Annotated in this window: 23 protein-coding genes, 2 pseudogenes and 3 riboswitches; of the genes and pseudogenes, 19 read left to right on the forward strand and 6 right to left on the reverse strand. The window is 47.0% G+C overall.

Going from position 1 to position 24,756, the window contains the following annotated elements; translation table 11 throughout:
* The first annotated feature begins 142 nt into the window (after positions 1 to 142).
* The 6 genes from B0X71_RS08745 (at position 143) to B0X71_RS21735 (ending at position 4,505) form a co-directional block, all read left to right on the forward strand.
* Positions 143 to 1,084 carry a ring-cleaving dioxygenase gene (locus tag B0X71_RS08745; protein WP_077589052.1) on the forward strand — a complete coding sequence of 314 codons (942 nt, stop codon included), beginning with the start codon at positions 143 to 145 and terminating at the stop codon, positions 1,082 to 1,084.
* 59 nt (positions 1,085 to 1,143) lie between these two features.
* Positions 1,144 to 1,749, forward strand: a complete 606-nt coding sequence (locus B0X71_RS08750) for a flavin reductase family protein (protein WP_077589053.1) — start codon at positions 1,144 to 1,146, stop codon at positions 1,747 to 1,749.
* A gap of 19 nt (positions 1,750 to 1,768) precedes the next feature.
* A complete protein-coding gene (locus tag B0X71_RS08755) occupies positions 1,769 to 2,377 on the forward strand; it encodes an alpha/beta hydrolase (protein ID WP_198038713.1) in 609 nt (202 codons plus the stop codon).
* Positions 2,378 to 2,445: 68 nt separating this feature from the next.
* On the forward strand, positions 2,446 to 2,844 hold the full coding sequence (locus B0X71_RS08760; protein ID WP_077589055.1) for a DoxX family protein: 399 nt from the start codon (positions 2,446 to 2,448) through the stop codon (positions 2,842 to 2,844).
* A 111-nt stretch (positions 2,845 to 2,955) separates the two neighbouring features.
* A complete protein-coding gene (locus B0X71_RS08765) occupies positions 2,956 to 3,891 on the forward strand; it encodes a ring-cleaving dioxygenase (protein ID WP_077589056.1) in 936 nt (311 codons plus the stop codon).
* A 521-nt stretch (positions 3,892 to 4,412) separates the two neighbouring features.
* The gene (locus B0X71_RS21735) at positions 4,413 to 4,505 is read left to right on the forward strand and encodes a hypothetical protein (protein WP_408634141.1); all 93 of its coding nucleotides are present in this window, start codon (positions 4,413 to 4,415) and stop codon (positions 4,503 to 4,505) included.
* 253 nt (positions 4,506 to 4,758) lie between these two features.
* Here the strand turns inward: B0X71_RS21735 and B0X71_RS08770 are convergent.
* Positions 4,759 to 6,086 (reverse strand): IS3 family transposase gene (locus B0X71_RS08770; protein WP_156889823.1). Its coding sequence is split into 2 segments (ribosomal slippage): positions 4,759 to 5,708 and positions 5,708 to 6,086, totalling 1,329 coding nucleotides; the frame shifts between segments, so codons are not numbered across the junction.
* Positions 6,087 to 6,242: 156 nt separating this feature from the next.
* The gene (locus B0X71_RS08775; RefSeq protein WP_077589057.1) at positions 6,243 to 6,653 is read right to left on the reverse strand and encodes a GlcG/HbpS family heme-binding protein; all 411 of its coding nucleotides are present in this window, start codon (positions 6,651 to 6,653) and stop codon (positions 6,243 to 6,245) included.
* 325 nt (positions 6,654 to 6,978) lie between these two features.
* On the opposite strand from B0X71_RS08775, the gene B0X71_RS08780 reads away from it, so the two are divergent.
* Both B0X71_RS08780 and B0X71_RS08785 read left to right on the forward strand, forming a co-directional pair.
* A complete protein-coding gene (locus B0X71_RS08780; protein WP_156889824.1) occupies positions 6,979 to 7,227 on the forward strand; it encodes a hypothetical protein in 249 nt (82 codons plus the stop codon).
* Between the two features lie 85 nt (positions 7,228 to 7,312).
* Positions 7,313 to 7,564, forward strand: coding sequence for an AbrB/MazE/SpoVT family DNA-binding domain-containing protein (locus B0X71_RS08785; protein WP_077589059.1), 252 nt, complete (start codon positions 7,313 to 7,315; stop codon positions 7,562 to 7,564).
* A 178-nt stretch (positions 7,565 to 7,742) separates the two neighbouring features.
* Here B0X71_RS08785 and B0X71_RS21220 read toward each other — a convergent pair.
* The 3 genes and pseudogenes from B0X71_RS21220 to relB form a co-directional block, all read right to left on the reverse strand.
* Positions 7,743 to 8,026: pseudogene (locus B0X71_RS21220) on the reverse strand (AbrB/MazE/SpoVT family DNA-binding domain-containing protein).
* A 215-nt stretch (positions 8,027 to 8,241) separates the two neighbouring features.
* A complete protein-coding gene (locus B0X71_RS08795; protein WP_077589060.1) occupies positions 8,242 to 8,505 on the reverse strand; it encodes a type II toxin-antitoxin system RelE family toxin in 264 nt (87 codons plus the stop codon).
* Between the two features lie 6 nt (positions 8,506 to 8,511).
* A complete protein-coding gene (relB, locus tag B0X71_RS08800) occupies positions 8,512 to 8,724 on the reverse strand; it encodes a type II toxin-antitoxin system RelB family antitoxin (RefSeq protein WP_077589061.1) in 213 nt (70 codons plus the stop codon).
* A gap of 265 nt (positions 8,725 to 8,989) precedes the next feature.
* Between relB and B0X71_RS08805 the strand changes: the two genes are divergently transcribed.
* From B0X71_RS08805 to B0X71_RS20885, 8 genes are all read left to right on the forward strand, one after another.
* On the forward strand, positions 8,990 to 10,165 hold the full coding sequence (locus tag B0X71_RS08805; protein ID WP_077589062.1) for an IS256 family transposase: 1,176 nt from the start codon (positions 8,990 to 8,992) through the stop codon (positions 10,163 to 10,165).
* Positions 10,166 to 10,563: 398 nt separating this feature from the next.
* Positions 10,564 to 10,675: riboswitch (SAM riboswitch) on the forward strand.
* A gap of 100 nt (positions 10,676 to 10,775) precedes the next feature.
* Positions 10,776 to 12,476: an acetate--CoA ligase gene (gene acsA, locus B0X71_RS08810; protein ID WP_077589063.1), complete on the forward strand. Its 1,701-nt coding sequence runs from the start codon at positions 10,776 to 10,778 to the stop codon at positions 12,474 to 12,476.
* Positions 12,477 to 12,518: 42 nt separating this feature from the next.
* Positions 12,519 to 13,757: a homoserine dehydrogenase gene (locus B0X71_RS08815; RefSeq protein WP_077589064.1), complete on the forward strand. Its 1,239-nt coding sequence runs from the start codon at positions 12,519 to 12,521 to the stop codon at positions 13,755 to 13,757.
* Between the two features lie 148 nt (positions 13,758 to 13,905).
* Positions 13,906 to 14,013: riboswitch (SAM riboswitch) on the forward strand.
* A 128-nt stretch (positions 14,014 to 14,141) separates the two neighbouring features.
* Positions 14,142 to 14,696 (forward strand): NADPH-dependent FMN reductase, encoded by a 555-nt coding sequence (gene ssuE / locus B0X71_RS08820; protein WP_077589065.1) that lies wholly within the window; start codon positions 14,142 to 14,144, stop codon positions 14,694 to 14,696.
* 18 nt (positions 14,697 to 14,714) lie between these two features.
* On the forward strand, positions 14,715 to 16,100 hold the full coding sequence (locus B0X71_RS08825; protein ID WP_077589066.1) for an LLM class flavin-dependent oxidoreductase: 1,386 nt from the start codon (positions 14,715 to 14,717) through the stop codon (positions 16,098 to 16,100).
* A 40-nt stretch (positions 16,101 to 16,140) separates the two neighbouring features.
* Entirely contained in the window at positions 16,141 to 17,433 is a 1,293-nt protein-coding gene (locus B0X71_RS08830) for an O-acetylhomoserine aminocarboxypropyltransferase/cysteine synthase family protein (RefSeq protein WP_077589067.1), read from the forward strand.
* A gap of 12 nt (positions 17,434 to 17,445) precedes the next feature.
* The gene (metX, locus tag B0X71_RS08835) at positions 17,446 to 18,459 is read left to right on the forward strand and encodes a homoserine O-acetyltransferase MetX (protein WP_077589068.1); all 1,014 of its coding nucleotides are present in this window, start codon (positions 17,446 to 17,448) and stop codon (positions 18,457 to 18,459) included.
* Positions 18,460 to 18,832: 373 nt separating this feature from the next.
* Entirely contained in the window at positions 18,833 to 18,934 is a 102-nt protein-coding gene (locus B0X71_RS20885) for a transposase (protein ID WP_156889825.1), read from the forward strand.
* 102 nt (positions 18,935 to 19,036) lie between these two features.
* A riboswitch (SAM riboswitch) is annotated at positions 19,037 to 19,142 on the forward strand.
* Between the two features lie 262 nt (positions 19,143 to 19,404).
* On the opposite strand, the pseudogene B0X71_RS08840 reads toward B0X71_RS20885, so the two are convergent.
* A pseudogene (locus tag B0X71_RS08840) lies at positions 19,405 to 20,515 on the reverse strand (BCCT family transporter); the annotation flags it as partial.
* 518 nt (positions 20,516 to 21,033) lie between these two features.
* Here B0X71_RS08840 and merR point away from each other — a divergent pair.
* From merR to B0X71_RS08855, 3 genes are all read left to right on the forward strand, one after another.
* Positions 21,034 to 21,453, forward strand: coding sequence for a mercury resistance transcriptional regulator MerR (merR, locus tag B0X71_RS08845; RefSeq protein ID WP_077590951.1), 420 nt, complete (start codon positions 21,034 to 21,036; stop codon positions 21,451 to 21,453).
* A gap of 65 nt (positions 21,454 to 21,518) precedes the next feature.
* Complete coding sequence (merA, locus tag B0X71_RS08850) at positions 21,519 to 23,171, forward strand: mercury(II) reductase (protein ID WP_077589069.1); 1,653 nt, start codon at positions 21,519 to 21,521, stop codon at positions 23,169 to 23,171.
* Positions 23,172 to 23,333: 162 nt separating this feature from the next.
* Positions 23,334 to 24,683, forward strand: a complete 1,350-nt coding sequence (locus B0X71_RS08855; protein ID WP_077589070.1) for a dihydrolipoyl dehydrogenase family protein — start codon at positions 23,334 to 23,336, stop codon at positions 24,681 to 24,683.
* Positions 24,684 to 24,756: the final 73 nt, after the last annotated feature.

Below are 24,756 nucleotides of genomic sequence, written 5' to 3' on the forward strand. Positions count from 1 at the left end.
AATGCGCATTTTGTGTATTGAGATAGATAAGAGGATATAGAGTAACTATAGAAGAAATTTTGAGCATTATTTTCAAAAGAATTGAGAGCTATGCTGAGAATTTACACTATAGCAATTTTTAACAAGAAACGGGGAGTTTACGATGAAGAAAATAGCCGGGCACCATCATATCTCGATGATTACAAAAAAAGGGCAGCAAACTGATCATTTCTATCAGAAAGTGCTTGGGATGCGCCGGGTGAAAAAAACGGTCAATCAGGAAGACACAGGCATGTATCATTTGTTTTATGGCGATTTGACAGGCAGTCCCGGAACCGAATTATCGTTTTTTGAAATGTCCATGGCTGGCAGAACGAAACGCGGCACCAATGCCATCACACGCATCGGGTTGCTCGTTCCTTCGCATGACAGCTTGCTTTATTGGAAAAACCGGTTTGAACTGCTGAATGTAGTACATGGCGACCTGACCGAGTATGCAGGACGCGAAGCTCTTCATTTTGAAGACGGTGACGGGCTTCGACTGGTCCTTTTAAACAATGATGGAGATGCCGTTCCTGACTATTGGCAACCTTGGGAAGATTCCATCGTTTTATCTGAACACCAGATTTTAGGATTAGGTGCTGTCGAAATGACGGTTCGGTCGCGGGAACGCTTGGCGAATACGCTAACCGGCTTGTTCGGCTATGAACTCGCTTTGCACCAAGACAACACAGCCGTCTATCAATCGGTTCAAGGACAAACATTTGGGGAAATTGTCATCGTCGAACAGGACGGGCCAAAAGAAAAACCCGGAAAAGGCAGTGTCCATCATCTGGCAATCCGTGTGAAAAACGGCGAAGAACTCAGACAGTGGAGCCAGCGGATCCAAGATTACGGTTTTAAGGTCATGAAAATAACTGACCGCTATTACTTTGAAAGTTTATATTTCCGAGAGGAAAATGGGATTTTGTTTGAACTGGCGACAGATGGACCGGGATTCACTGTGGATTCGACGATTGAATCATTAGGCAAAAATCTGGATCTTCCGCCATTTTTAGAGAATAGAAGAACTGAAATCGAAGCAAAGCTTGAACCGATTGAATAAAGAAGATTTTAAGGAATACTGAAAAAAGCATTGGACAACTACGTCAGGAGATGAAAGTTATGCTATCACTCGATCCAAAACAAAATACTGAACGGGACAATTACAAACTGCTGATCGGTTCGATCGTTCCGCGGCCGATTGCTTTTGTCACTACACGATCGGAGACGGGGGTCGTCAACGGAGCGCCGTTCAGCTATTTCAACATCGTTTCCTCGAATCCTCCGATGGTTTCTTTGGCCATCCAACGCCCTACGGGAGAGCGAAAAGACACAGCACGGAATATTTACGGGAACGGCGAGTTTGTGGTTCATATTGTGGACCAGGACAACGTGGTGAAAATCAATGAAACCGCAGCGTCTCTGCCGCCGGAGGACAGTGAAGTGGAAATGGCCAATCTGACGCTGGTGCCGAGTACCGGAATTTCGGTGCCGGGCATTCGGGAATCGAAAGTGCGCATGGAATGCCGCTTGGTACAAGGAATTCCATTGGGCGGTGAAGGGCCGGGCAGTGACCTATTGATCGGTGAAATTGTCCGTTTTCATGTCGACGAAGCCATTTATGAAAATGGCCGCATCAATCCAAGAGGTTTGAATGCAGTCAGCCGCCTGGCTGGCGCAAATTATGCCGCCATCGGCGATATCTTTTCAATCGAGCGACCAAAATAAAAATAGAAAGAAGGAAAAAATGATGGAACATATTTTTAAAAAAGGATTCAACCCAGAAAAACCGGTCTTCCTGCTATTGCACGGAACAGGCGGAAACGAGCAGTCGTTATTGTCACTGGCACCGATGATTGACGCAGAAGCATCGGTTCTCAGCGTAAGAGGGAATGTATCGGAACAGGGCATGCCCCGTTTCTTCCGACGCTTGAGTGAAGGCGTATTCGATGAAGAGGATTTGGTGTTCCGTACGAAGGAACTGAATGATTTTTTGGACGAAGCTTCGGTGAAATACGAATTCAACCGTGACAATATCGTCGCTATCGGTTATTCGAATGGCGCGAATATCGCTGCTAGCCTGTTGTATCACTATAGCGACGCGCTAAACGGCGCTATCCTGCACCATCCGATGGTGCCATTACGCGGAATGGAGCTTCCGGACCTGACGGGCAAGCACGTCTTTATCGCTGCCGGTACCAACGATCCGATTTCCCCGATTGTGGAAGCGGAAGAGCTTCAAGCTTCCTTGGAAGCTGCCAATGCATCTGTTGCTGTCCATTGGGAAAATCATGGCCACCAGTTGACCGGAAGCGAAGTGGAAGCTGCGCGGCAGTGGTACCAGCAAAAATACTAAGTTATAGAAGAAACTTAAGGCAAAGCATTTCGCAGCGAAGATAATTGAAAAATTTGGAGGAAATTAAAATGATGGATTTAGGTTTATTGATCATCCGTTTGGTGATTGGATTGTTGTTTGCAGCTCATGGAGCACAGAAATTATTTGGCTGGTTTGGCGGATACGGATTGGCAGGGACTGGCGGCTGGATGGATTCACTTGGGTTGAAACCGGGCAAGACGATGGCGCTTATGGCAGGATTGTCTGAACTGATTGGTGGGCTATTACTGGTAGCTGGCTTCCTGACACCGCTTGCCGCGCTATTGATCGCCGGAACGATGATCATGGCCATTGTCAAAGTGCATCTGCCTAACGGCTTGTGGTCTACGGCGAACGGCTACGAATACAACTTGGCGATCTTGGCAGTAGTGATCGGTCTGGCATTGACTGGAGTTGGCCAGTATGCTTTTGACGCTTTGTTGTTCTAATTGGACAGATGTTTGTTTACGCTATTGCTTAAGGTATAGAAGATGTAATGAACATACTACTGAAAACTTATTTTAGAAATAATGTTAATAAATGAGTAGGAGGAAATAAAGATGAAAAAAACAGCTGGAATTCACCATATCACGGCAATCGTTGGACATCCACAGGAAAATGTTGATTTTTATGCAGGCGTCCTGGGCTTGCGGATGGTCAAGAAAACGATCAACTTTGATGATCCGGGAACGTATCATCTGTATTTCGGAAACGGCGGCGGGAAGCCGGGAACGATCATCACATTTTTCCCATGGGCAAATGCGTATCAAGGGAAAATCGGTGCCGGCCAAGTCGGCGTAACGTCTTATGTCGTCCCAACTGGAGCTTTGCCGTTCTGGCAGGAACGCCTTGAAAAATATGAAGTTTCCGTCGCGAAAGAAACACGTTTCGGCGAAGATTATTTAACGTTTGAAGATCTACACGGTCTCCAATTGGAATTGGTGGAACGTGAAGAAGGCGATTTGAATGATTTCGAATCCGGCAGCATCACTTCAAGTGTTGCCATTAAAGGTTTCGGCGGCGCGACACTTCTTTCAGCACGTCCAGATCAAACGGCAAAAACACTGGAAGAAGTCATGGGGCTTGAAAAAGTTGGCGAAGAAGGCGACTTGATGCGCTTCCGTTCGTACGGAGAAATTGGCAATATCATCGATTTAAAATTGACGCCGCTTGGCCGCGGGCAATTGGGTGTGGGCACAGTCCATCATATTGCCTGGCGCGCGGAGGATGACCAGGATCACCTGGATTGGCAGGAGCATGTCCGCAATCAGGGGTTTGCGGTGACTGAAGTCAAAGACCGCAATTATTTCAACGCCATCTACTATAAAGAACACGGTGAAATCCTGTTTGAAATCGCGACAGATCCGCCAGGCTTTGCACATGACGAAACACCTGAAACAATGGGTGAAAATTTGATGCTGCCTGCGCAGTATGAATCGCGCCGCGAGCAATTGACAGAATCATTGATTCCGATTGAAGTCCGTCAGCTCGATTAAGAAATCCGGATTTGATAACGGTGCTTCTCTTCCTTTTTTGAAGAATAAGAAAGTATATAAATTTGATGTGCTATTAACCCAGTATTCCTGTTTACTATATGAAGACAAACGTTTTAAATCGTCTCTTTTTCGATGATCATGGCCATTGGAATCAAATTCAAAAGAATTTTGGAAAACAGTGTTGCCCTGTCGTTATCAAAGGAAATGAAAAATCCAAGGGGTGCGGAAATATCGTCAATGGATTTGAACTCTTCGTATATAAAGGCTGTCACGATGTAAAAAAGCGGCATATCGCTGTAAAGATAGGTTCTGTACGGCCCTTTCTATCGGAGGGAGAGGAATGGAGCCGAATCCTGGTCAATGACATGATTCGATTGAACCGTCACCATATCCTCTTTATAATTGATGAAGGGCTACGGAATGTTTTCCTTCTGCACCGGTACCCTCTGAAATTGATGATGGATGAAGCCGCCAGGCTGGCCAAGGATTTCTTCTGGAAAAACGAAACTTAAACCGGCATTATTTCCAAGCTTCGTACCTTTGGCTCCCGGGTGAATTTCAACCCGCGTGTCCATATATTGGTGACGATGAGTGGCATGAATGGCAAAGAGTAGTACATCAGTTCCTGGACAAAATCGGTCATCAATTTCTGGACTTTAAGCTATGTAAGAAACAGTTTTTGAGTAGCTACCAAGAACTGACCTAACCGAACTGACTGCTCTTGATTAGCTTCTCCCATGGTTGGAGACCATCCCAGAAAAATGTCAGTTACCGAAAAAACCTAAATATATCCTACAAGAAAAGCACGCCTAGTGTTGAATGAACTGAGCCCCATTTAGTGGACAATTTAATAAAAGTACCCTGCAGCTAGGCTGCGATGAGATGACTTCGGTATTGTGCCGGCGTCATCTTTTTTAAACTCCATTGTTTGCGTGTTCCATTGTAATGGTCCATGTAGTCGTCGACCAGTCCTTTTAACTCAGCCAGACTGGTCGCCTGTTTAAAGTCCACCTCATCCTTGAAGTGACCAAAAAATGATTCCATAGGGGCATTGTCGATGCAGTTGCCCCGGCGGGACATTGACTGAGCCAAGCCCATTTCCTTCACACGCTGTTGGTATTCCGGATGGGTATAGTGGAAACCTTGATCGGAATGAATCATCGCTTCCGGGTGAACATTTCCATCCAACGCATCCTTCAATTTCTTCAAGGTGCGATAAACAATTTCCATCGTGAGCGTGGTTGTAACTTCATAGGCGACGATTTCACGGCTGGCGACATCTTTCACGCAGGAGAGGTAGGCCATTTTCCCCGAACGGTTGGGCAGGTAGGTGATATCGGTGACGAATACCTTGCCGGGTTCATCCTGTTCAAATTCGCGGTTTAACAGGTTTGGACAGACGGTGTGTTCCTGTGTGGCTTTGGCCAGTTGCTTATATGGATTGGCTCGCCGAACGTTGGCGAACAGGTTGAATTTGCGCATGAGGCGCAGAATCTTCTTATGATTCATGGGCGTTTCCAAAAGTTCTGCCAGCGCCATATAAAAGTTACGATACCCAATTTTCCCACGATGCGCATCGTAGATGCTTTTGAGCAACAGGTAATCCCGGTAGTCTTGTTCTTCGCGAATGGCGTGCTGTTCGATCTTCTTCAGCCAGGCGTAATACCCACTCCGGCTGACACCTGCCGTCAGGCAAAGGGCATCCACTGAATTCTTCAATTGGAATTTGCGGACCACCGCATTGATCGCTTCGTATTTTTCCGCTGGTGTCAGCGGCGTTTCTTCACCTGCCTCTCGAGTCCTTCGAGCTTTTTTAGCAGCTCATTTTCCGCTTCCAGATATTTGATTCGCGCCTCTGCTTTCTCCAACTTTTTTTCAGCCGAAAGATCGTTCGAAGAAGGACGGCCGGTACTGCCTTTTCCGCGCCGTTCTTCGAAGAAGCCGTCTTCCCCATATAGCTTAAAGGCTTTCCGCCAGCGCCTGAGAGAAGATTTCGCTTTCTGAGAACCGATCACGGTCAGGTCAAATCCACCTTCGGTAAAGATTTGGGTGGGGCCTTTGCCCGCCAAGTTCTCCTTCACTGCGTGGATTTTGAATTCAGGTGTGTACTGAATTGCCCGATCAGATACGGAAGCGACATTTGGATTCGCCTCCAAGACCCGTTGTTGGTGTTCGTTGAAAATGATTTTACTCACATGATCTTCTCCCGTCCAAGTTAGCTATGTTTAGTATACCGAGGGCTGAAAACAGAAAAAACCCCCAAATGGGTCACTTTTTAAAGTGTCTACCATTTGGGGTTCAGTTCACAATTAACTCCAAGGCCTTTTTCCAGTGATTGCTTTTACGGTTTCTTACAGTTCATCAAACGCTCTTACAGCCGCTTCTGAAACTTTTATGTCATGCTCGACAACGCTGCCGCTTACACCGACCGCACCGACGACTTTGCCGTCTTTCATGAGCGGGATTCCTCCGCCGAAAACCACAATGCGCCCGTTATTGGTCGTGTTCAGACCATACAGTTCTGCATTCGGCACAGTTGCTTCCGCTAGTCCGGCTGTTGGCATTTTCAAGGCAACGGATGTCCAAGCTTTGTTTTGCGCAATGTCGACACTTGCCAGCCAGGCATCATCCATTCGGTGGACCGCTACCATATTACCACCATCATCGACAACGGAAATCACCATGGCAACCCCCAAATTCGCCGCTTCTTCTTCTGCTGCATCAATCAATTTTTTCGCTGTTTCTAATGTGATTTTCCCCACTCCTATCGCCCCTTTTCTGTGATCAGTTTTGGTTTAGATTATTTCTATCCAGTCTAACATAGTCTAAATATTTATACAGTTCTTAGAGGACACTCCTTGTAAACCCGTTCTAAAGACTTTTCGGAAAAGGCATTTTATAGTAAAAGTACGCGGGATGTCGGCGGTTTTAGCGTCCCGTGTCAGAAGCAGCCCATGCTGTCTGGTAATTGGTTCAAGGAGCTGGGTGGTATAGGACATTTCATCATCTTCTTTTGCATTTATACTTAGAATTATATTTAGTTAAAGTGCAAACGCAAAATGCTCTTCTTCAAAAGGACTAATTGGCGTGATGGTTTTGCCTGTCAAAGCCGTTACATTGACTGAGAAGACACTCTCCGATATCATGACAGCTTTTATCCGAAACAGTGATTTGCAAACGGCAAAAACCTTTGTAAGTGAAAAAGACGCGGGCAGTGAAAAGCTTCTGAACCGGATGTTAAATGTGGACAAATTCAACGCCGAGCTTACTGTACTAGAAAAGGAAAGGGCGAGCCAGCAATCCCTGATTGAAAAAATGAAGATGAAAATAAAGTGATGGCAGCCAAAGAACGCATAAAAGAAATTGTGGCCCGGATACAAGAGATCAAAGAATCCATCGAGAATGGATAGGGGGATGAACTGTGCATACCAACCGGATTAACAAGCTGGGACGGCTCGTTATCCCGAAAGACCTATTGGAGATCTTTCAGCTGCAGGAAGGCAGCTGCGTAGATATTAGACATACCGATACGCAAATTATCATCGAGCCTCATAAAAACGCATTGTCTGTGCCCATTACCGAAAAAATCATGAAAGAAGCTATTGAAGTAGGAGAAGCACGGATTAGTAAAGAGGATATGAAGGGAATCGTGGCTTATATGAACGGGGAATAGGTGAAAAGGTTCCTCACGCGCTGTCTCTGGACAGTTACCGGAGATGAGGATTGCCGCGCTGCAAATGTCTTTTATATGCCAAAAGATGAGTGGATAAATACGACCCACCGTGGTCCGCATTGTGAAGAGGCGTGGTGGGTTCTGTAAACTTTACTAGACATTTTTTCATTAGCAGCAGCTACCCTTGGGTCTTATTCTGCAACTCCTTAAGCAGAATCTTAGCCCCTCTTGGGCTCAAGTACAGGCCTTTAACATAAGTGGATTCAACATTTTCATCCAAGATTTCCCCAGTTACAGCACATGTGCGGTCTGTCTCATATTTTCTAAGAACGATTTTATCTTCTTCAAGAAAGATTTCCATCGGATCCCTACGGAAACGCCCAAGACTCTTTGCAACTCGATAGGCGTAACAATACGCCCTAACTGATCAACTTTCCTGACAATACCGGTACTTTTCATCATAAGATCCCTTCAACTCCGTAATAATCGCAATCTTTCTAATTCTACCCATTCGTGAAGCAAAACGTCCAATTTATTAACCGCTTAGAAAAGTTTAACGTCAGAGGATAAACCAAATGATCTAACGAGTTCCTATGTATGGCAGTCCAGTCAAAAGCCGAACTTTAGGATACAAAAAAACAGGTGCAGCCTCTTTGAAGAGCATGTACCTGTTTTGCTTATTCGTAGATATCTTTTCGATGCCCGACATCGATTATGGTAATAAGGATTTTTTCATCTTCGATTAAAGCCAGGATACGGTAATCACCGACGCGGTAACGCCACTTTCCCTTGTGGTTCGCAACCAATGCCTTTCCAAGTGTTCGGGGATCGCTGGAATCCTGCAAGTTTTTTTCAATCCAGCCAATCAGGAGCGAAGCTTGGTAACGATCCATCTTTTTTAATTTCTTCAAGGCGACATCTGAAAAACGAACAGCATACATCCTCTGTTATAGATCCAATTCTTTCTTGACGTCATCCAAGGAATGGGTTTTTTCCATACTGGCAAGCACACGGTCAAAATTCTCCACATCAATCTCATCTTCGATTTTTTCAATGGTGGCGTTTCGCATCAAATCGGAAACGGACGTCTTCTTCATTTTGGCGTAATCGCGTATGAGTTTGCTGTCGCGGTCGTCCACACGCAAGGAAATGGTGGCCATGGGTAAAACCTCCTTCAGTTCTTTGTAATACATTGTATTACGATATTTCTTGCTTGTAAAATCAAAGATGCCGGACCTCTTCATGTAAATCGTTTCTTTATAGATTCTATGCATATGCAAGTATCAGTATAAACAATAGAGATTTGTACAAACTAATAAATGGAGAGCGTAAAATATCTTATGTAAATGAGTGAATAGAAAAAGGAAGACCTAATCCTGTAGAATTGAGCTACCACACAAAATTCACAGAGATGAGGCCTTCCCTATGAACCAGTTTACAACAGAACTTGCGCAAGCTCTAGTAAATAAAGAAGATATCACAGATGTGTTCCTCAGCCACTTGGAAGCGGCGGTGAACCTCCTGCTCGCAACCGAGCTGACGGCATTTTTAGATTATGATAAATACGATCGCGCCGGCTTCAATTCCGGCAATTCACGCAACGGTTCTTATAACCGGACACTCCGTACGGAGTTTGGTGAACTTCAGCTGGCGATTCCGCGGGACCGCAATGGCGAGTTTGACCAGCAGACCGTGGCACCGTACAAGCGGTCGAACGACACACTCGAATCCTTTGTCGTCCACATGTTCCAAAAAGGCGTGACGATGTCTGAGATTGCCGATCTGATCGAGCGGATGTACGGCCATCATTATACACCGCAGACCGTCTCCAATATGGCGCGCGCAGTCGGCGAACACGTGGAGGCCTTCAAGGCGCGTCAGCTGGCGTCGCGCTATGTATGCGTCTACCTGGACGCCACCTATATCGCACTCAAACGCGACACGGTCTCCAAGGAAGCGGTCTATCTGGCCATCGGCATCCGGGAAGATGGCTCGAAGGAAGTGCTCGCCTATACGATCGCACCGACGGAATCAGCCTACGTCTGGAAAGAGGTCCTCCAGGACCTGAAAGAACGGGGAACGGAAGAAATCCTCCTGTTCGTCACGGACGGACTGAAAGGTATCACTGACTGTATCGCCAGTGTCTATCCGGATGCGAAGTACCAGGCATGCCACGTCCATGTCTCCCGCAATATCGCTCATAAAGTGCGCGTCCAGGACCGGGCGGAAATCTGCGAGGACTACAAGGCGGTATACCGGTCTGAAGACCGGGAGAAGGCAGCGGACGCCTTGGCTGCGTTCATTGCCAAATGGAAAACCGCCTATCCGCGGGTCACCAGATCGCTCGCTGACAATGGGCACCTGCTTACGTTTTACGATTTCCCGGCTGCCATCTGGCCGAGTATCTATTCGACGAATCTCATTGAATCGTTTAACAAGGAAATCAAGAAGTACAGCCGGCGCAAGGAGCAGTTTCCGAATGAGGATTCCCTGGACCGTTTCCTGGTGTCCCGGTTTGAGACGTATAACCAGAAGCACGCCACCAGCTGCCACCGTGGCTTTCATTCAGCACGTGCTGAATTGGTGGCCATGTTCAAGTAGACAGAGCAGCCGACAACTTAATAGGATCTGCAGGATTGGGGATTAGCCATTTACACATAATTCTTGACGCTCCCCTTTGCGCCAAGCACATACGATAAATCATTACATTTAAAAATTGTTGACTTTATTTTGCGACTATATTAAAATCTCGACATGGTTGGCAATTGATTTTTAATAGTCGTTACTAAGTACACTTATTAAAAGCAGTGGAGGAGTTTGACTTCCTATGAAGCCTGATATCCTCAAGTAGACATGTAAAGATGTCGGCCTTTATGGACGATATGAAAGATTAAGAGGGACAGTGTGGAGCTTTCTCTCGGGAAATTTTTTCTTTCGGCAAATTGAGTGGTTCGTAAATTCATTTGTAGTTAATTACTTACCAAACTAAATAAAGCAACTTCTTATCAAGAGTGGTGGAGGGATCAGGCCCTGTGAAACCCGGCAACCTGCAAGGAATTCCTTGCAAAGGTGCTAATTCCTACAGTCATGAATTTGACTGGAAGATGAGAAGAGGAATGAACCCCTCTTCATGCGAGAAGAGGGGTTTTTCATTTTATTAAGAGAAAAAGGAATTCAGCTAGGTTTAGTAAGATTTAGGAGGAGAGCAAAAATGACGATTGAAGTATTAAAACCCATAAAAAAAGGAACTTATAACAATAATATTGCAAATTACGAGGCGGTGTTGCCCGATTTTTCTTGGAAAGAGGTTGAACGCCAATTCAGCTGGCACCGTACGGGGAAAGTTAACATGGCATATGAATGCATAGATCGGCATGTGGAAGACGGCTATGGAGAAAAAACTGCGCTGCATTATATAAACGGGAAGGAAGAAGTGAAACTCACTTTCGCTGAAATGAAGGAAAAAACAGATCTTCTTGCAGCTGCACTGAGGAAGGAAGGTGTCAAAAAAGGAGATATTGTCTTTATCTTCCTGCCGAAAAATCCGGAGTGCTACATTGCTATGATTGCAGCGGTGAAAATAGGAGCAATTGCCGGTCCTCTATTTGAAGCATTCATGGAAGAAGCGGTCCGTGACAGAATTGCTGACTGTGACGGGAAATACATCATCACCGATGCGGAACTGGCGAAACGGGTTCCGAAAAACGACTTGCCTTCTTTGAAAAAAATCTTAGTCACAGCAGAGCCTGAATTTTGCGGAAACCGGGAAATCTCGCTAAATGAGCTATTGCGAAATACGCGACTTGAAGATCAGCCGACAGAATGGGTGGACTTGGAGGATGGCCTCAACATCCACTACACAAGTGGATCAACCGGTAAACCGAAAGGGATTGTCCATGCGCACCGGGCAATGATTCAGCAATACCAAACCGGCAAGTGGGTGCTCGATCTTCAGGAAAACGATATTTACTGGTGCACCGCGCATCCCGGGTGGGTCACCGGCACCGTTTACGCGATTTTTGCCCCCTGGCTAAACCGCTCGACAATTGTAGTAAATGGCGGAAGATTCGATGCTGACTCCTGGTACTCAGTTATCGAAAAAGCAGGCGTCACTGTTTGGTATAGTGCACCAACTGCTTTTCGTATGCTTAAAGCAGAAGGCGATGACACGCGAAAGAAGTACGACCTCACTTCATTGCGCCATATTCTGAGTGTCGGGGAACCATTAAACCCCGAAGTCATTCATTGGGGTATCAATACATTAGGCGTGCGCATTCACGATACGTGGTGGATGACTGAAACTGGAGCCCAATTGATCGTCAATTTCCCTTCAGAAGTCATTAAGCCCGGTTCCATGGGGCGACCTTTTCCTGGGATAGAAGTCGGCATTCTAAGCGAGGATGGGGTGCAGCAACAAGCTGGCAATATTGGTCATTTGGCTATTAAAGCGCCTTGGCCGGCAATCATGAAAGAGGTCTGGAAAAATAAAGAAAAGTACCACTCTTATTTTCAGTTTGGAGACTGGTATCTTTCGGGTGATTTGGCGTATCAGGATGAAGAGGGCTATGTGTTCTTCCAAGGACGCAGCGACGATATGATCAACTCATCAGGAGAACGAATCGGCCCATTCGAAGTGGAGAGTAAACTGATTGAACATGAAGCGGTTGCGGAAGCTGGCGTCATCGGGAAACCGGATCCGATAAGAGGAGAAATTGTCAAAGCGTTCATTGTTTTAAACAAGGGCTATACCGATGAACCGGCATTGATAGAAGAGATCAGGAAATTTGTCCGCTATAAATTATCAGCCCATGCCGCCCCCCGGGAAATTGAAGTCCTGGAAGAGCTGCCAAAAACAAAAATCAGCGGGAAGATATTGAGAAGAGAATTGAAAGTACGGGAACAAGGGAAGTAAACAGCAGAAAAAGCGACTCTGAGAAATGAAGGACGTGTAGAAATGTCGGTTATAAGAACGGCTATTTTAGGTTTTGGTACGGTGGGAGAAGGCGTTTATCGAACCATCAAAACCCATCAGCAAGAATTGAAAGAAGTGCTGGGTGCCGAAGTTGAAGTTTCAGCTGTTCTAGTCCAAAACGAGCAGAAAGAGCGGAAGGTCGATAAAGGAATTCTGGTTACAACCAACTTTGAAGAAATTCTAAAGCTCCCACAGCTGGATATTGTATTTGAAGCAATTGTCGGTAAAGAACCCAGCTTCAGTTATTTGAAGGAAGCATTAGTAGCGGGTTGTCACATTATCACAGCGAATAAAGAAATGTTTGCCGAGCACGGTCAGGAGTTGCTTGATAGTGCCGACAGGCAAGGAGCGCGTGTGGGGTTTGAGGCGACGGTCGCTGGGGGTGTGCCGATTATCCAGATCCTGCAGCAATTACTGCGGGTGAATAACCTCGAGACAATTCAAGGAATATTGAATGGAACTTCAAACTTCATTTTGACAGAAATGCGTGATAAGCAACTGTCATTCGAAGATGCTTTAGCTCTCGCGCAAGAAAAGGGGTTTGCAGAAGCGGATTCCGGAAATGATATTCATGGGTTTGATGCTTATTATAAAACCAAGATTCTAAGCCAGGTAGCTTTTGGGGAACAGCCTGAAACCTCCTCTTTCCAAGTCGCTGGGATATCAGGCGTGACGATAGAACAGATCGAAGTCGCTGAACGCCTTGGTCTCCGGTTTAAGCATGTTACAGAACTGAAACGAGAAAAAGGACAAGTGCAAGCTTCAGTTCAGCCGGTCCTTGTTTCCCCCTCCCATCCTTTTTACCATGTGGAGGGCGTCGACAATGCAGTCAATGTAACAACGGATCTTGTAGGAAGTCTTACTTTGCAGGGGCCGGGTGCAGGTATGCTTCCTACAGCAAGTGCCATGGTCGAGGATTTGGTTCACGTATGGCACCGGCCTCTGTTGAAATTCGGTAAACAGCAAGAAAAGGAGCACCTTGAGACACGTCAGCAAGACGGGAATGCTTCCTACTGGTTAGTGAGCAATCTCCGGGAGAAATCATTCCTAAAAGAGCTGGACTATTATAGCGAGTATACTGGAAATATCCATGTGGTCAAAGCAAAGGAAGTGGAGTTGGAGAAACTGAAAGCTTCGGATAGAGAAGTGTTGGCCTATCCGATTGTGGCAGACCAACTATTCGAATCAAAACTTGAGCAAACAGAGGTGCATGTTTATTAGTGATAGAATGAATCACGGGCATTGTCTGAAAGCCAGTCTGAATTTGGATGAGCCGAAAACTTAGTAAACCTATAAGCTAAATAAACTTATCGGATCAAACCCATTGACAGAATGATTCAGCAATATTATGATTAGTTCAAATTTAATAATCTTATCGAGAGAAGCCGAGGGACTGGCCCGTTGACGCTTCAGCAACCTCTGACATTGTCAGAAAGGTGCTACTTCCAGCAAGAATGTTATTCTTGAGAGATAAGAGCGGGATTCGTACTCTAACGACCTTCTTTTCTCACAAGTTGAGAAAAGAAGGTCTTTTATTTTTTTAAGTGATATTCGTGAAAGCCAAAGCGATAAGCTTATTCGAGAAATAGAGAGGAAGAGATCACCATGGCAAATATCGTTATTGTATCGGGAAGTCCATCTGAATCATCCCGTTCTGAAACAGTCTTAACCTACTTAGGAAACTTGTTACAGAAGCAAGGGTTGTCCGTTAAACATCTATCCGTTCGCGATGTTCCCCAAACGGATTTGTTCACAGCTAAATATGATAGTCCTGCTATTCAGGAAATCAGTACGCTCATTCATAAAGCCGATGGCGTAGTTATTGGATCTCCTGTTTATAAGGCTGCTTACTCAGGGGTTCTGAAAGCTCTGCTGGATTTGCTCCCTCAGGATGTGCTGCAGGACACACCCGTTCTTCCCCTGATGACAGGCGGCAGTCCGAACCACCTGCTGGCCTTGGAATATTCACTGAAGCCGTTGCTGGCTACATTAAAAGGCCAAAACTTGAAGGGCGTTTATTTGGTGGATAGCCAGATCGATAAATCAAATCCTGTACAGCCGATTTTGGATAGCGATGTGCAGGACCGGCTTACAAAGCAGTTGGCCTATTTTATGAACATCATCGGAAAACAGAAAGAAACCGCGAGTTTTAAAAGGTGATCAAGGGAGGAAGAAACCATGACGAATAAACGGATTTATTTAAACGCTTTTGATATGAATTGTGCAGGGCATCAATCGCCAGGGCTATGGACGCATCCAGACGATGAATCCCATAAGTATAAAGACAGCGAATACTGGATTGAATTGGCGAAGCTTCTGGAGAAAGGCAATTTCGATGCCGTTTTTATTGCAGACGTCCTCGGCACCTATGATGTTTACAATGGTTCGCGGGATGCCGCTGTCCGGCAGGGGGCACAGTCGCCGGTCAATGATCCGCTGCTGGTCGTGCCACTGATGTCGGCTGTGACAAAGCACCTCGGTTTCGGGGTGACGGCTTCCGTTACACATGAACACCCGTATACATTCGCGCGCCGGATGTCGACACTCGATCATCTGACAAAAGGTCGCGTCGGATGGAATATCGTCACTTCCTATCTGAAAAGTGCCGCCGTCAATATCGGCAGAGAAGATCAAATCAAGCATGATGAGCGCTATGATATCGCAGAAGAGTATTTGGAAGTTGCCTATAAATTGTGGGAAGGCAGTTGGGAAGATGACGCGGTTGTCCTTGATAAAGCAAATGGCATCTATACGGATCCCGACAAGGTCCACGATATTCAGCACGAAGGGAAATATTACAAAGTACCGGGCGCTCACTTGACGGAACCATCGCCGCAGCGCACACCTGTCCTCTATCAGGCGGGGGCTTCCAAAAAAGGCGTGGCATTCGCCGGGAAGCATGCCGAATGCGTCTTTATCGGCCCTCCGAATATCGAGGCCGCCAAGCAATCTGTCGAGAAAATTCGGGCTGAAGCGGAACGGGCAGGCCGCAACCGGGATGATGTGAAAGTCCTTACGCTGCTTACGCCGATTGTCGGGAGAACAGAAGAAGAAGCGCAGGAAAAATTCAATGACTACAAAAAGCACATCAGTCACGAAGGCGCGCTCGCTTTATTCGGTGGTTGGACCGGCATTGACTTGTCCGGTTACGCGCCGGATCAGCCGCTGGAATACATTGAAAATGATGCCATCCAATCAGCGCTTGAGAATTTCACAAAAATCATCCCTGGCAAGAAGCCGACCGTGAACGATATCAAAGAATTTGTCGGCATCGGCGGACTTGGCCCATACACGATCGGCTCTCCGGAACAGATCGCCGACACGCTTGAAAAATGGGTGAATGAAGCAGGCGTGGATGGTTTTAACATCGCCTATGCCATTACACCGGGTACGTTCGAAGATTTCATCGAACTGGTCGTACCGATTCTTCAGGAACGCGGGCTCGTACGAAAAGAGTACGAAGGGAGTTCTCTCCGCGACAGTCTGTTCGGTGAAGGTGATCGCCTTCCGGATCGGCATCCAGGCAAGCGATATGCCCGTATACCAGTCACAGGAACACGTTAAGTTTTAGTACACTAAAAACATAAACCAGGAGGAATAAATCATGACAAACTATAAACCCGAAACACTTCTGCTCCACGGAGGACAAGAACCTGATCCGGTAACCGGTGCACGGGGAGTTGCCGTTCATAAAACGACTTCTTATGTATTCAAAGATACTCAACATGCACAAGACCTGTTCGGCTTAAAAGATACAGGAAATATCTATTCGCGAATCATGAACCCGACTGTGGATGTATTCGAGCAGCGGATAGCACTCCTTGAAGGCGGAACTGCGGCAGTTGGATTTGCCTCCGGCATGGCGGCTATTGCCTTTTCCATTTTAAATATTGCCGAAGCTGGCGATGAAATCGTCGCTGATTACAATTTATACGGCGGAACATATAACTTACTTGCAAACGCATTGCCGCGTTATGGCATCACCACTAAATTTGTCGATGCAACAGATCCGGAGAATTTCCGGGAAGCAGTCACTGACAAAACGAAGTTGTTCTTCGGCGAAACGATTGGCAATCCGAGCCTGAATGTTTTTGATGTGGAAAAAGTAGCGGAAATTGCGCATTCCAATGGGGTTCCATTACTGATTGATAACACATTCGCTACGCCATACGGCAGCAACCCGATTGAATTCGGTGCAGATGTGGTCATTCACTCTGCGACAAAATGGATTGGCGGCCATGGTACTACAATTGGCGGAGTCGCAGTCGATTCCGGGAAATTCAACTGGGATAATCCCCGCTTCCCGAATTACACGGAGCCGGATCTTACTTACCATGGTATCCGGTTTGGCATCGATGCGCCAGAAGCGGCATTCGCAACAAAATTGCGCGTTCAGTTACTACGGGATTTTGGTCCGACGTTAAGTGCAGACAGCGCCCATGCTTTACTGCAAGGATTGGAAACATTGCACCTTCGGCTTCCAAAGCATGCGAGCAATGCGCAGGTGGTAGCGGATTATCTGCAACAGCACCCGCAAGTGGAATGGGTGAATTTCATCGGTTTTGAAGATCATCCTTCCCATCAACTGGCGAAAAAATACTTGAAGAATAACGGATTTGGTTCCATTGTGAACTTTGGCATCAAAGGCGGCCGTGAAGCCGGACGAAAAGTGATTGATAGTGTCAATTTATGGTCGCACGTGGCGAATGTCGGGGATGCAAAATCCTTAATTATTCATCCTGCATCTACGACTCATCAGCAATTGAATGAAGAAGAGTTAAAAGCTTCAGGAGTTACAGAAGAACTGATCCGATTGTCTGTCGGGCTTGAAAATACGGACGACCTCATCAATGATCTGGAACAAGCGATTCAGGCAGCAGTTCTGGAAAACATCTAAAGGGGGTGCGACATGACCACCGTATCTATTGGATCACTCACATTGGAGTCAGGACTGATCTTGCATGAAGTGGAGTTGGCATACGAACGGTGCGGACATGAAAATGCACCGGTTATCCTTGTATGCCATGCGTTGACAGGTGACCAGTACGCTGTTGGATCAGAAGAAAATCCCGGCTGGTGGTCAGGGTTGATTGGACCGGGCAAATCGGTGGATACAGAGGTTTTTCAAGTGATCACCTTTAATGTTCTCGGCGGATGTAACGGATCCACAGGGCCTTTATCGATTAACCCTGAGACAGGAGAGCCATACAAAGGCGCTTTTCCGAATCTCACAATCCGGGATATGGTCCGGGCCGAATATGCAGCTTTAAAAGCATTGGGAATCAATCATTTGACGGCAGTGATCGGCGGGTCGCTTGGCGGTATGAAAACACTGGAGTGGGGGAGATTATATCCGGAATTTCTGGATGCCCTCCTTCCTTTGGCCGTCACCCCTGCATACAGCGATTATGGAGTTGCCTTCAACCATATCGGGGTCCAAGCGATTGAAAACGATCCTGATTTTAATCAGGGAGATTACAAAGAGTCCGCTGTTTTAAAAGGATTGGAATTAGCCCGGATGATGGGAATAGTTACGTACCGCAGCGGGAAGTTATTTAATAATCGCTTTCAGCGATTACAGACGGATGAACAATTCGAGATCCAATCTTATCTCGACTACCAAGGGGGAAAAATGGCGGATCGCTTTGATGCAAATTCGTACCTGATTTTACTAAAAGCAATGAATTCGCACGATCTTGAAGATTCGACAATCCAGGCCGACATTTTTTCTTTGTCTTTCACACGGGACTTGCTGTATCCGAGCGAGTTGATGATTCCCTGGCTTGAAAAGCAATCCAAGGCTTCATGGCAAGTAATTGAAACAGACTATGGCCACGACGGATTCCTAGTTGAATTTGAAAAATGGGGTCATTTCATTGAACGAAAACTAAATGATGTACTTGTTCCTCAACTCATGCGTTAAGCATGGAATTTTAGTAGCGCGTTGAAGATAAATGAAAATTTCAAAGACGAGTTAGAATTCATCGGTCTCCTCTCTTAATTCTATTCATTAAAATTTATCAATCTTAATTTAAATTCACTCCATGGATAATCAAGACGACTGGCAGTGATGGCGCTTTTCGGACTACCATCGGCTTCCCTCGCCTAAAGTCGCAGGATTCTCAAGTGGTCTCGAGACCGCCTTTCCTGTTTCATCGACCGATGCTTGGACGGTGAGCCGGCGGCTGCGCGATATCAATTCCATGAATGCAGGGCGACAGCCAAAATCGCGAAGATTCTAATTTTCCGGGAAGCCGCATTACTGGAGACCATTTTCCCCCTTTATCTAACGGGTCGTGGAAGGGACGACTACCAAGATCAATCTTCTAAAAAGACGGGGCTACGGCTATCGGAACGATGCCGACTTTTTCCTAAGAATCCGTCTGGAAACCGAGTAATCGGCTGTCATCCCCAAATTTTGGTGATGATCCTTGTTTCTTTATCATTAACTATTGACTTCTGTAATTCATAGCACTATGATAGGTATTAATTTCATAACCTTCTTATCAAGAGAAGCCGAGGGACTGGCCCGTTGACGCTTCAGCAACCTCTGACTTAGTCAGAAAGGTGCTAACTCCAGCAGGATTTTTTCTTGGGAGATAAGAGAAGCAGGTCCGCGTATATCTAGCCTTCTTTTCTCATTTTCTTTGAGAGAAGAGGGCTTTTTCTATTGTCAGCGGATCGGAAGTTAAACAAGCAGAAAAAGGAGGCAATCATCATGGCGAAAAAACGGCTTTACTTGAACGCATTCAAAATGACATGAAGGTTCATGATATCGAGCACCACGGTGAGTATTTTAAAGTGCCGGGCGCCCATTTATCCGAACCTTCCCCGCAGCGCACACCGGTCCTGTTCCAAGCGGGCGCCTTAAACCTCCCAATATTCCTGTCGCAATCCAGGACAATAAAGTAGGAGTCAGCAAATATGTAAGGAGCATTTCTTTAATTGTTCGTCCTCTTGAAATTTTTGCTGCGAAAACGCTGTGAAGCATGGCCCAGGTTGCACTATAGGCAAACCAGAAGACCGTATTGTTTTGAATATGCGAAGCAGCTCCCTGGTAAACCGAATCCGTATTCATCGAGAAGTTGAGATAGTTGCCGAAAAGGAAAGAAATACTATCAGTAAAGTAATTCAGGATAAAGACTCCAGGACCGGCAACCAGGATGAAAAGGCCGAATGCTCCAGCCAAATAAATATTGAAAGTACTCAGGCGCTTAATCCCTTTCTCAATACCCAGATATGCACTGGCTGAGAACAACAATACCGAGACTACAGTAACAATTAATGTAAGGCCAAATGTTACTTCGATATTTAAAAGAGCAGAAAGGTTATATGTAACAATCGGTGCGCCGAGCCCCAGAGTAACCGCAGCTCCCATCAATATACTTAACAGGAATAGGACATCAAGCACTTTGCCGGCCCATCCATCTGTCAGTTTATCACCGAGGATTACTCGGGCAGCTTCTGAAATTCGCATCATTGGCCGCTTTTTTAACATGTAGCACATAAGCGGCGGCAGGGGCTATCATCACGAATATCGCAAAAACTTGGAAGCCCCAAAGGAACATACTATAAGCATTCCCCATTAAGATCGATTCAGGAGAACCTGCTTCAATTCCGACTGGTGGGTTGTTTGCAACCGACGTCCATTGTAGCATGCCGGTCCGCATGATTGTGGACCCAATTCCCATTGCGATAAGGATTGAAGCGTATTCAAAAAGGGTCAGGCGAGGCTTATCTTCAGGATTTCCCAGAACTACTTTTCCGTATTTCGAGAAAGAGAAAAATAATGCAGCGGCCACCAGGAGGATTCCATACCAGAGATAACCCCAGCTGAATACTTCGACAATCGTCGTAAAAATAGAGTTCAGCACATTCAGCGACCTTTTTTCATATAACGCAAACGTTATACTAATTGCACTAACAACCAATAATGCCGGAATAAAAATCTTGTAATCGACTAATCTTTCTTTCTTCATTGAATCCCCCTCTTGGATGTTAAAAATCTTCTGCATTTACTCTTACCCTAAATTACAGACGGTTAACTGCCACATTCCTCGATTTTTTATCATATATACATTCTGAAAAGTCTGCATGCATTATTAATAAGTAGCCAGGAAATTCCCCGCTCCTTCTATTTGAAGCTTCACTTCAAGCACGCTATACTGGCCAGCCTCAACAGAATATTGGTTTCTCTCAAAATTAAAAACAAAAGAATTTCTTGAAAAAATGATATATTCAAAAGACTGTGCCGTAAGACTTTGAAATAAGAATTCCGAGTAGAAGCGGATTTACATATTACGATTTATCAGAGTTTATGTATCGAGCAGAATTAACAGTGGTGCAGGTGGCTTAGTTCAACCATCTGTGCTTTTTAAATGAAAAGAACCTTATGAATGGGTAGCTTAGAAGTAACCATTGCCCAAATTTGTGTTGTTAGACTTGACCATGTACCAACGTACATGGTTTAGAGTGGAAGTGAGGTGAAATGAGAATGATGAGATACAAAATCGGAGAACTGGCCGACACCTGTGGAATTAACAGGGAGACCATCCGGTATTACGAACGGAAAAATCTGCTGCAGCAGCCGGAAAAGAACGATTCCGGCTACCGGATCTATTCGGAACAAACGGTAAAACGGATTGGGTTCATCAAGCGTCTGCAGGAACTTGGCTTTTCGTTAAGTGAAATTCATCGGTTACTGGGTGTCGTCGACAAAGACGCTGTGCGATGTGCCGACATGTATGAGTTTGTCGCTGAAAAAGAAGAGGAAGTACAGAAACGGATTGCTGACCTACAGCGCGTGGCGTTCATCCTAAATGACTTGAAACAACGCTGTCCCGATGAAAAGGAACTGCATGCGTGCCCGGTGATCGATAGTCTCATGGTCGGGGAAGAGAAGACGATTAGGGGCTAGTTGCCTGACTGTTGTTGACACGGAAATTCAATCAATTCGATTCAAAACAGAAAGGGGTTTAAAGCATGACGAACGGTAAAATCAACGTAACACTCCAGGTGAGCGGCATGACCTGTACAGACTGTGAGAACCAGGTGACGGAAGCACTGGAAAGCCAGGGAGCGGAAAACGCAAAAGCTGATTACCGCCGGGGGCAGGCGACGTTCGAGATTGAGGAGGAGCGCTTTGTGGATGCAAAACAGGCCGTCGATGAAGCCGGCTATCCGGCAGGTGAAGCGGAAGTCAAACCTGGAGAACAGATAACGTTTTCCGGCAATCCCTCCGCTGACTATGATCTGCTCATCATCGGTTCAGGCGGGGCCGCCTTTTCTGCCGCCATCAAAGCAGTGGAGAAAGGGGCGAACGTGGCGATGGTCGAACGGGGGACCATCGGCGGAACTTGCGTCAATATCGGCTGTGTGCCCTCCAAGACCTTGCTTCGCGCCGGAGAGATCAATCACCTGGCTGACCAGCACCCGTTTGCCGGACTGGATACACAAGCAGGGCAGGTGGATCTCGCAGCGTTGACCAGCCAGAAAGACGAACTCGTCGAAGGGATGAGACAGCAGAAGTACATTGATCTTATCGATGACTACGGTTTCGACCTGATCCGGGGAGAGGCCGCCTTCGTGGATGAGCGGACGGTTGAAGTGAACGGACAACAGTACACCGCTGGCAAGTTCCTGGTCTCGACGGGCGCCGCGCCATTCGTTCCGCCGATTCCCGGACTGAAAGATGTGGACTTCCTGACCAGCACGACAGCCTTGGAGTTGATGGAAGTGCCGGAGAAACTGGCCGTCATCGGTTCCGGCTACATCGCCATGGAACTGGGCCAGCTGTTCCGTAACCTGGGATCGGACGTGACGCTGATGCAGCGCAGCGACCGGCTCCTGAAGGAATACGATCCGGAAATTTCCGAAGCGGTGGATAAAGCCCTGACGAAACAGGGGCTGAATTTCATGACCGGCGTCACGTACAAGAAAGTGGAACAGGATGGAGAAACGAAGAAGGTCTACCTTGAAGTGAATGGGGAAGAGCGGATCATTGAAGCCGATCAGGTACTGGTCGCAGCGGGCCGACGGCCGAACACAGAGACGCTCAACCTAACGGCAGCCGGTGTGGAAACCGGCAAAAGAGGAGAAATCGTAGTTGATGACTATCTGCAGACGAGCAGTCCGACTGTCTACGCGGCCGGGGATGTGACACTCGGCCCTCAGTTTGTCTATGTCGCCGCCTACGAAGGTGGTGTCGTGGTTGAAAATGCCTTGGATTCGGCCACTAAGAAAGTGGATCTGCGTTTTGTGCCGGGTGTGACGTTCACGAATCCGTCCATCGCGACTGTCGGGCTGACGGAACAGCAGGCGAGGAACCGGGGAATCGACGTGAAGACATCGGTCCTGCCGCTTGAAAACGTGCCGAGAGCGCTCGTGAACCACAAAACGAACGGCGTCTTCAAACTCATCGTCGATAACGGATCGCAGAAAATCATCGGGGCCCATGTGGTAGCTGAGAACGCCGGGGATGTGATTTACGGCGCAACACTCGCGGTGCAGTTCGGGCTGACGGCAGATGACCTGAAGAATTCCATGGCGCCATATCTGACGATGGCTGAAGGGCTGAAACTGGCCGCCATCACCCTCGATAAAGACGTCAGCAAGTTATCCTGCTGTGCAGGATAAAAAAGCCGATCTTCACAGAAACGTCTTGCCGTACAGCAAGGCGTTTCTTTTTATTTTGACCAGAAGTTCAGCATGCCACAAACCGGGGACAAGGTACACAGTTTGTTCGGAAGTTAACAGTGGAATAGGAACTGTAGCGGAATAAGGAAGGGAGCGAATGAGTTGGCAAAGGAATACGATTTGATTGTTATTGGGAGCGGAACAGCGGGTTCCGTGACAGCCGGCAAGTGCCGGGAAGCGGGATGGTCAGTGGCGATGATCGATGAGCTGCCGTTTGGCGGCACTTGTGCGCTCAGAGGCTGTGACCCGAAGAAGGTCATGGTGGGCGTCACAGAATACTTGGACGGAGTGGAACGGCTCGAGGGATTCGGCCTTGCGGGCGACACGCGCATCAGCTGGCGTGGTCTGATGCAGTTCAAGCGCACATTTACCGAAGATGTGCCGGAAAGGCGCGTGAAAAGTTTTAACGAGCGGGGAATCGACACGTACCATGGCCACGCCGCGTTTATCGCTGAAGATACACTGCAGGTGAACGATGAGACGCTTCAAGGGAAGAAAATTCTTATTGCAACAGGCGCAAGCCCAGCCCGACTTCCAATCGAGGGAAGCGAGCATTTCACCTACAGCGATGAGTTCCTGGAACTGGACGAATTGCCGGCGAATATCCTGTTTGTCGGGGGCGGCTATATCTCCTTCGAATTCGCCCATATCGCAAGAAGAGCCGGCGCGAATGTGCGGATTCTCCACCGGGGAGACCAGCCGCTGGCCGGATTCGACAGTGACTTGGTGAGCCGGCTGGTCGATTATTCGCGGGAAATCGGCATCGACCTGCAGCTTGGGACGGATGTGAAGGAAATCCAGCAAACAGCTGACAGTTTTAGCGTAATTGGTCAGCAGGGGGATGAAACGAAGGCATTCGAAGCGGGACTGGTGATCCACGGGGCCGGCAGAACTCCGAACATCGCCTCGCTGGACCTTGAACAAGCGAATATCAATGCCGGCCGGAAAGGGATTGACGTGAATGAATTCCTGCAGAGTACGAGCAATCCGAATGTCTACGCAGCCGGAGACGTAGCGGCTACACAAGGGAAGCCGCTGACGCCTGTGGCCGGCATGGAATCGCATATTGTTTGCTCCAACATGCTGAAAGGCAACCACCGCACGGCGGCCGGGCAGGTCATGCCGACCAGTGTGTTCACCCTGCCGAAACTGGCTTCTGTCGGCCTTTCGGAGATGGAAGCGGACGAAAAAGGCATCGATTATAAAGTGAATGCGATGGAACTCACCGACTGGTTTACGTATAAGCGGACTAGACAACCAGTGGCTTATGCCAAGATCCTAATCGACCAGGAAAAGGACCGGATTGTCGGGGCTCATCTGCTGGGGCATGAGGCGGATGAACTGATCAACCATTTTGCGACTGCGATTCAATTCGATATCCCGACTGGCGATTTGAAAAGGATGCTGTTTGCGTATCCCACTGCTGCATCGGATATCACCTACATGCTCTAAACAAATCTGTTCCCCTTTAAAGAGGGAGATCTATAACCAGCTTTAGAGACGGCTAATGAATTTGATTGAAATT

This window comes from Planococcus lenghuensis (genome assembly GCF_001999905.1).
In the GTDB taxonomy this organism is placed as follows: domain Bacteria; phylum Bacillota; class Bacilli; order Bacillales_A; family Planococcaceae; genus Indiicoccus; species Indiicoccus lenghuensis.

What these genes read in the sequence shown, in the direction of transcription:
- acsA (WP_077589063.1), top strand. Translation starts at nt 10,776, where the DNA reads ATGACGATTGAAGTATTAAAACCCATAAAAAAAGGAACTTATAACAAT.
- merR (WP_077590951.1), top strand. Translation starts at nt 21,034, where the DNA reads ATGAGATACAAAATCGGAGAACTGGCCGACACCTGTGGAATTAACAGG.
- metX (WP_077589068.1), top strand. Translation starts at nt 17,446, where the DNA reads ATGACCACCGTATCTATTGGATCACTCACATTGGAGTCAGGACTGATC.
- B0X71_RS08750 (WP_077589053.1), top strand. Translation starts at nt 1,144, where the DNA reads ATGCTATCACTCGATCCAAAACAAAATACTGAACGGGACAATTACAAA.
- B0X71_RS08795 (WP_077589060.1), bottom strand. Translation starts at nt 8,505, where the DNA reads ATGTATGCTGTTCGTTTTTCAGATGTCGCCTTGAAGAAATTAAAAAAG.
- B0X71_RS08805 (WP_077589062.1), top strand. Translation starts at nt 8,990, where the DNA reads ATGAACCAGTTTACAACAGAACTTGCGCAAGCTCTAGTAAATAAAGAA.
- B0X71_RS08815 (WP_077589064.1), top strand. Translation starts at nt 12,519, where the DNA reads ATGTCGGTTATAAGAACGGCTATTTTAGGTTTTGGTACGGTGGGAGAA.
- B0X71_RS08760 (WP_077589055.1), top strand. Translation starts at nt 2,446, where the DNA reads ATGATGGATTTAGGTTTATTGATCATCCGTTTGGTGATTGGATTGTTG.
- ssuE (WP_077589065.1), top strand. Translation starts at nt 14,142, where the DNA reads ATGGCAAATATCGTTATTGTATCGGGAAGTCCATCTGAATCATCCCGT.
- relB (WP_077589061.1), bottom strand. Translation starts at nt 8,724, where the DNA reads ATGGCCACCATTTCCTTGCGTGTGGACGACCGCGACAGCAAACTCATA.
- B0X71_RS08765 (WP_077589056.1), top strand. Translation starts at nt 2,956, where the DNA reads ATGAAAAAAACAGCTGGAATTCACCATATCACGGCAATCGTTGGACAT.
- B0X71_RS08745 (WP_077589052.1), top strand. Translation starts at nt 143, where the DNA reads ATGAAGAAAATAGCCGGGCACCATCATATCTCGATGATTACAAAAAAA.
- B0X71_RS08825 (WP_077589066.1), top strand. Translation starts at nt 14,715, where the DNA reads ATGACGAATAAACGGATTTATTTAAACGCTTTTGATATGAATTGTGCA.
- B0X71_RS08830 (WP_077589067.1), top strand. Translation starts at nt 16,141, where the DNA reads ATGACAAACTATAAACCCGAAACACTTCTGCTCCACGGAGGACAAGAA.
- merA (WP_077589069.1), top strand. Translation starts at nt 21,519, where the DNA reads ATGACGAACGGTAAAATCAACGTAACACTCCAGGTGAGCGGCATGACC.
- B0X71_RS08755 (WP_198038713.1), top strand. Translation starts at nt 1,769, where the DNA reads ATGATGGAACATATTTTTAAAAAAGGATTCAACCCAGAAAAACCGGTC.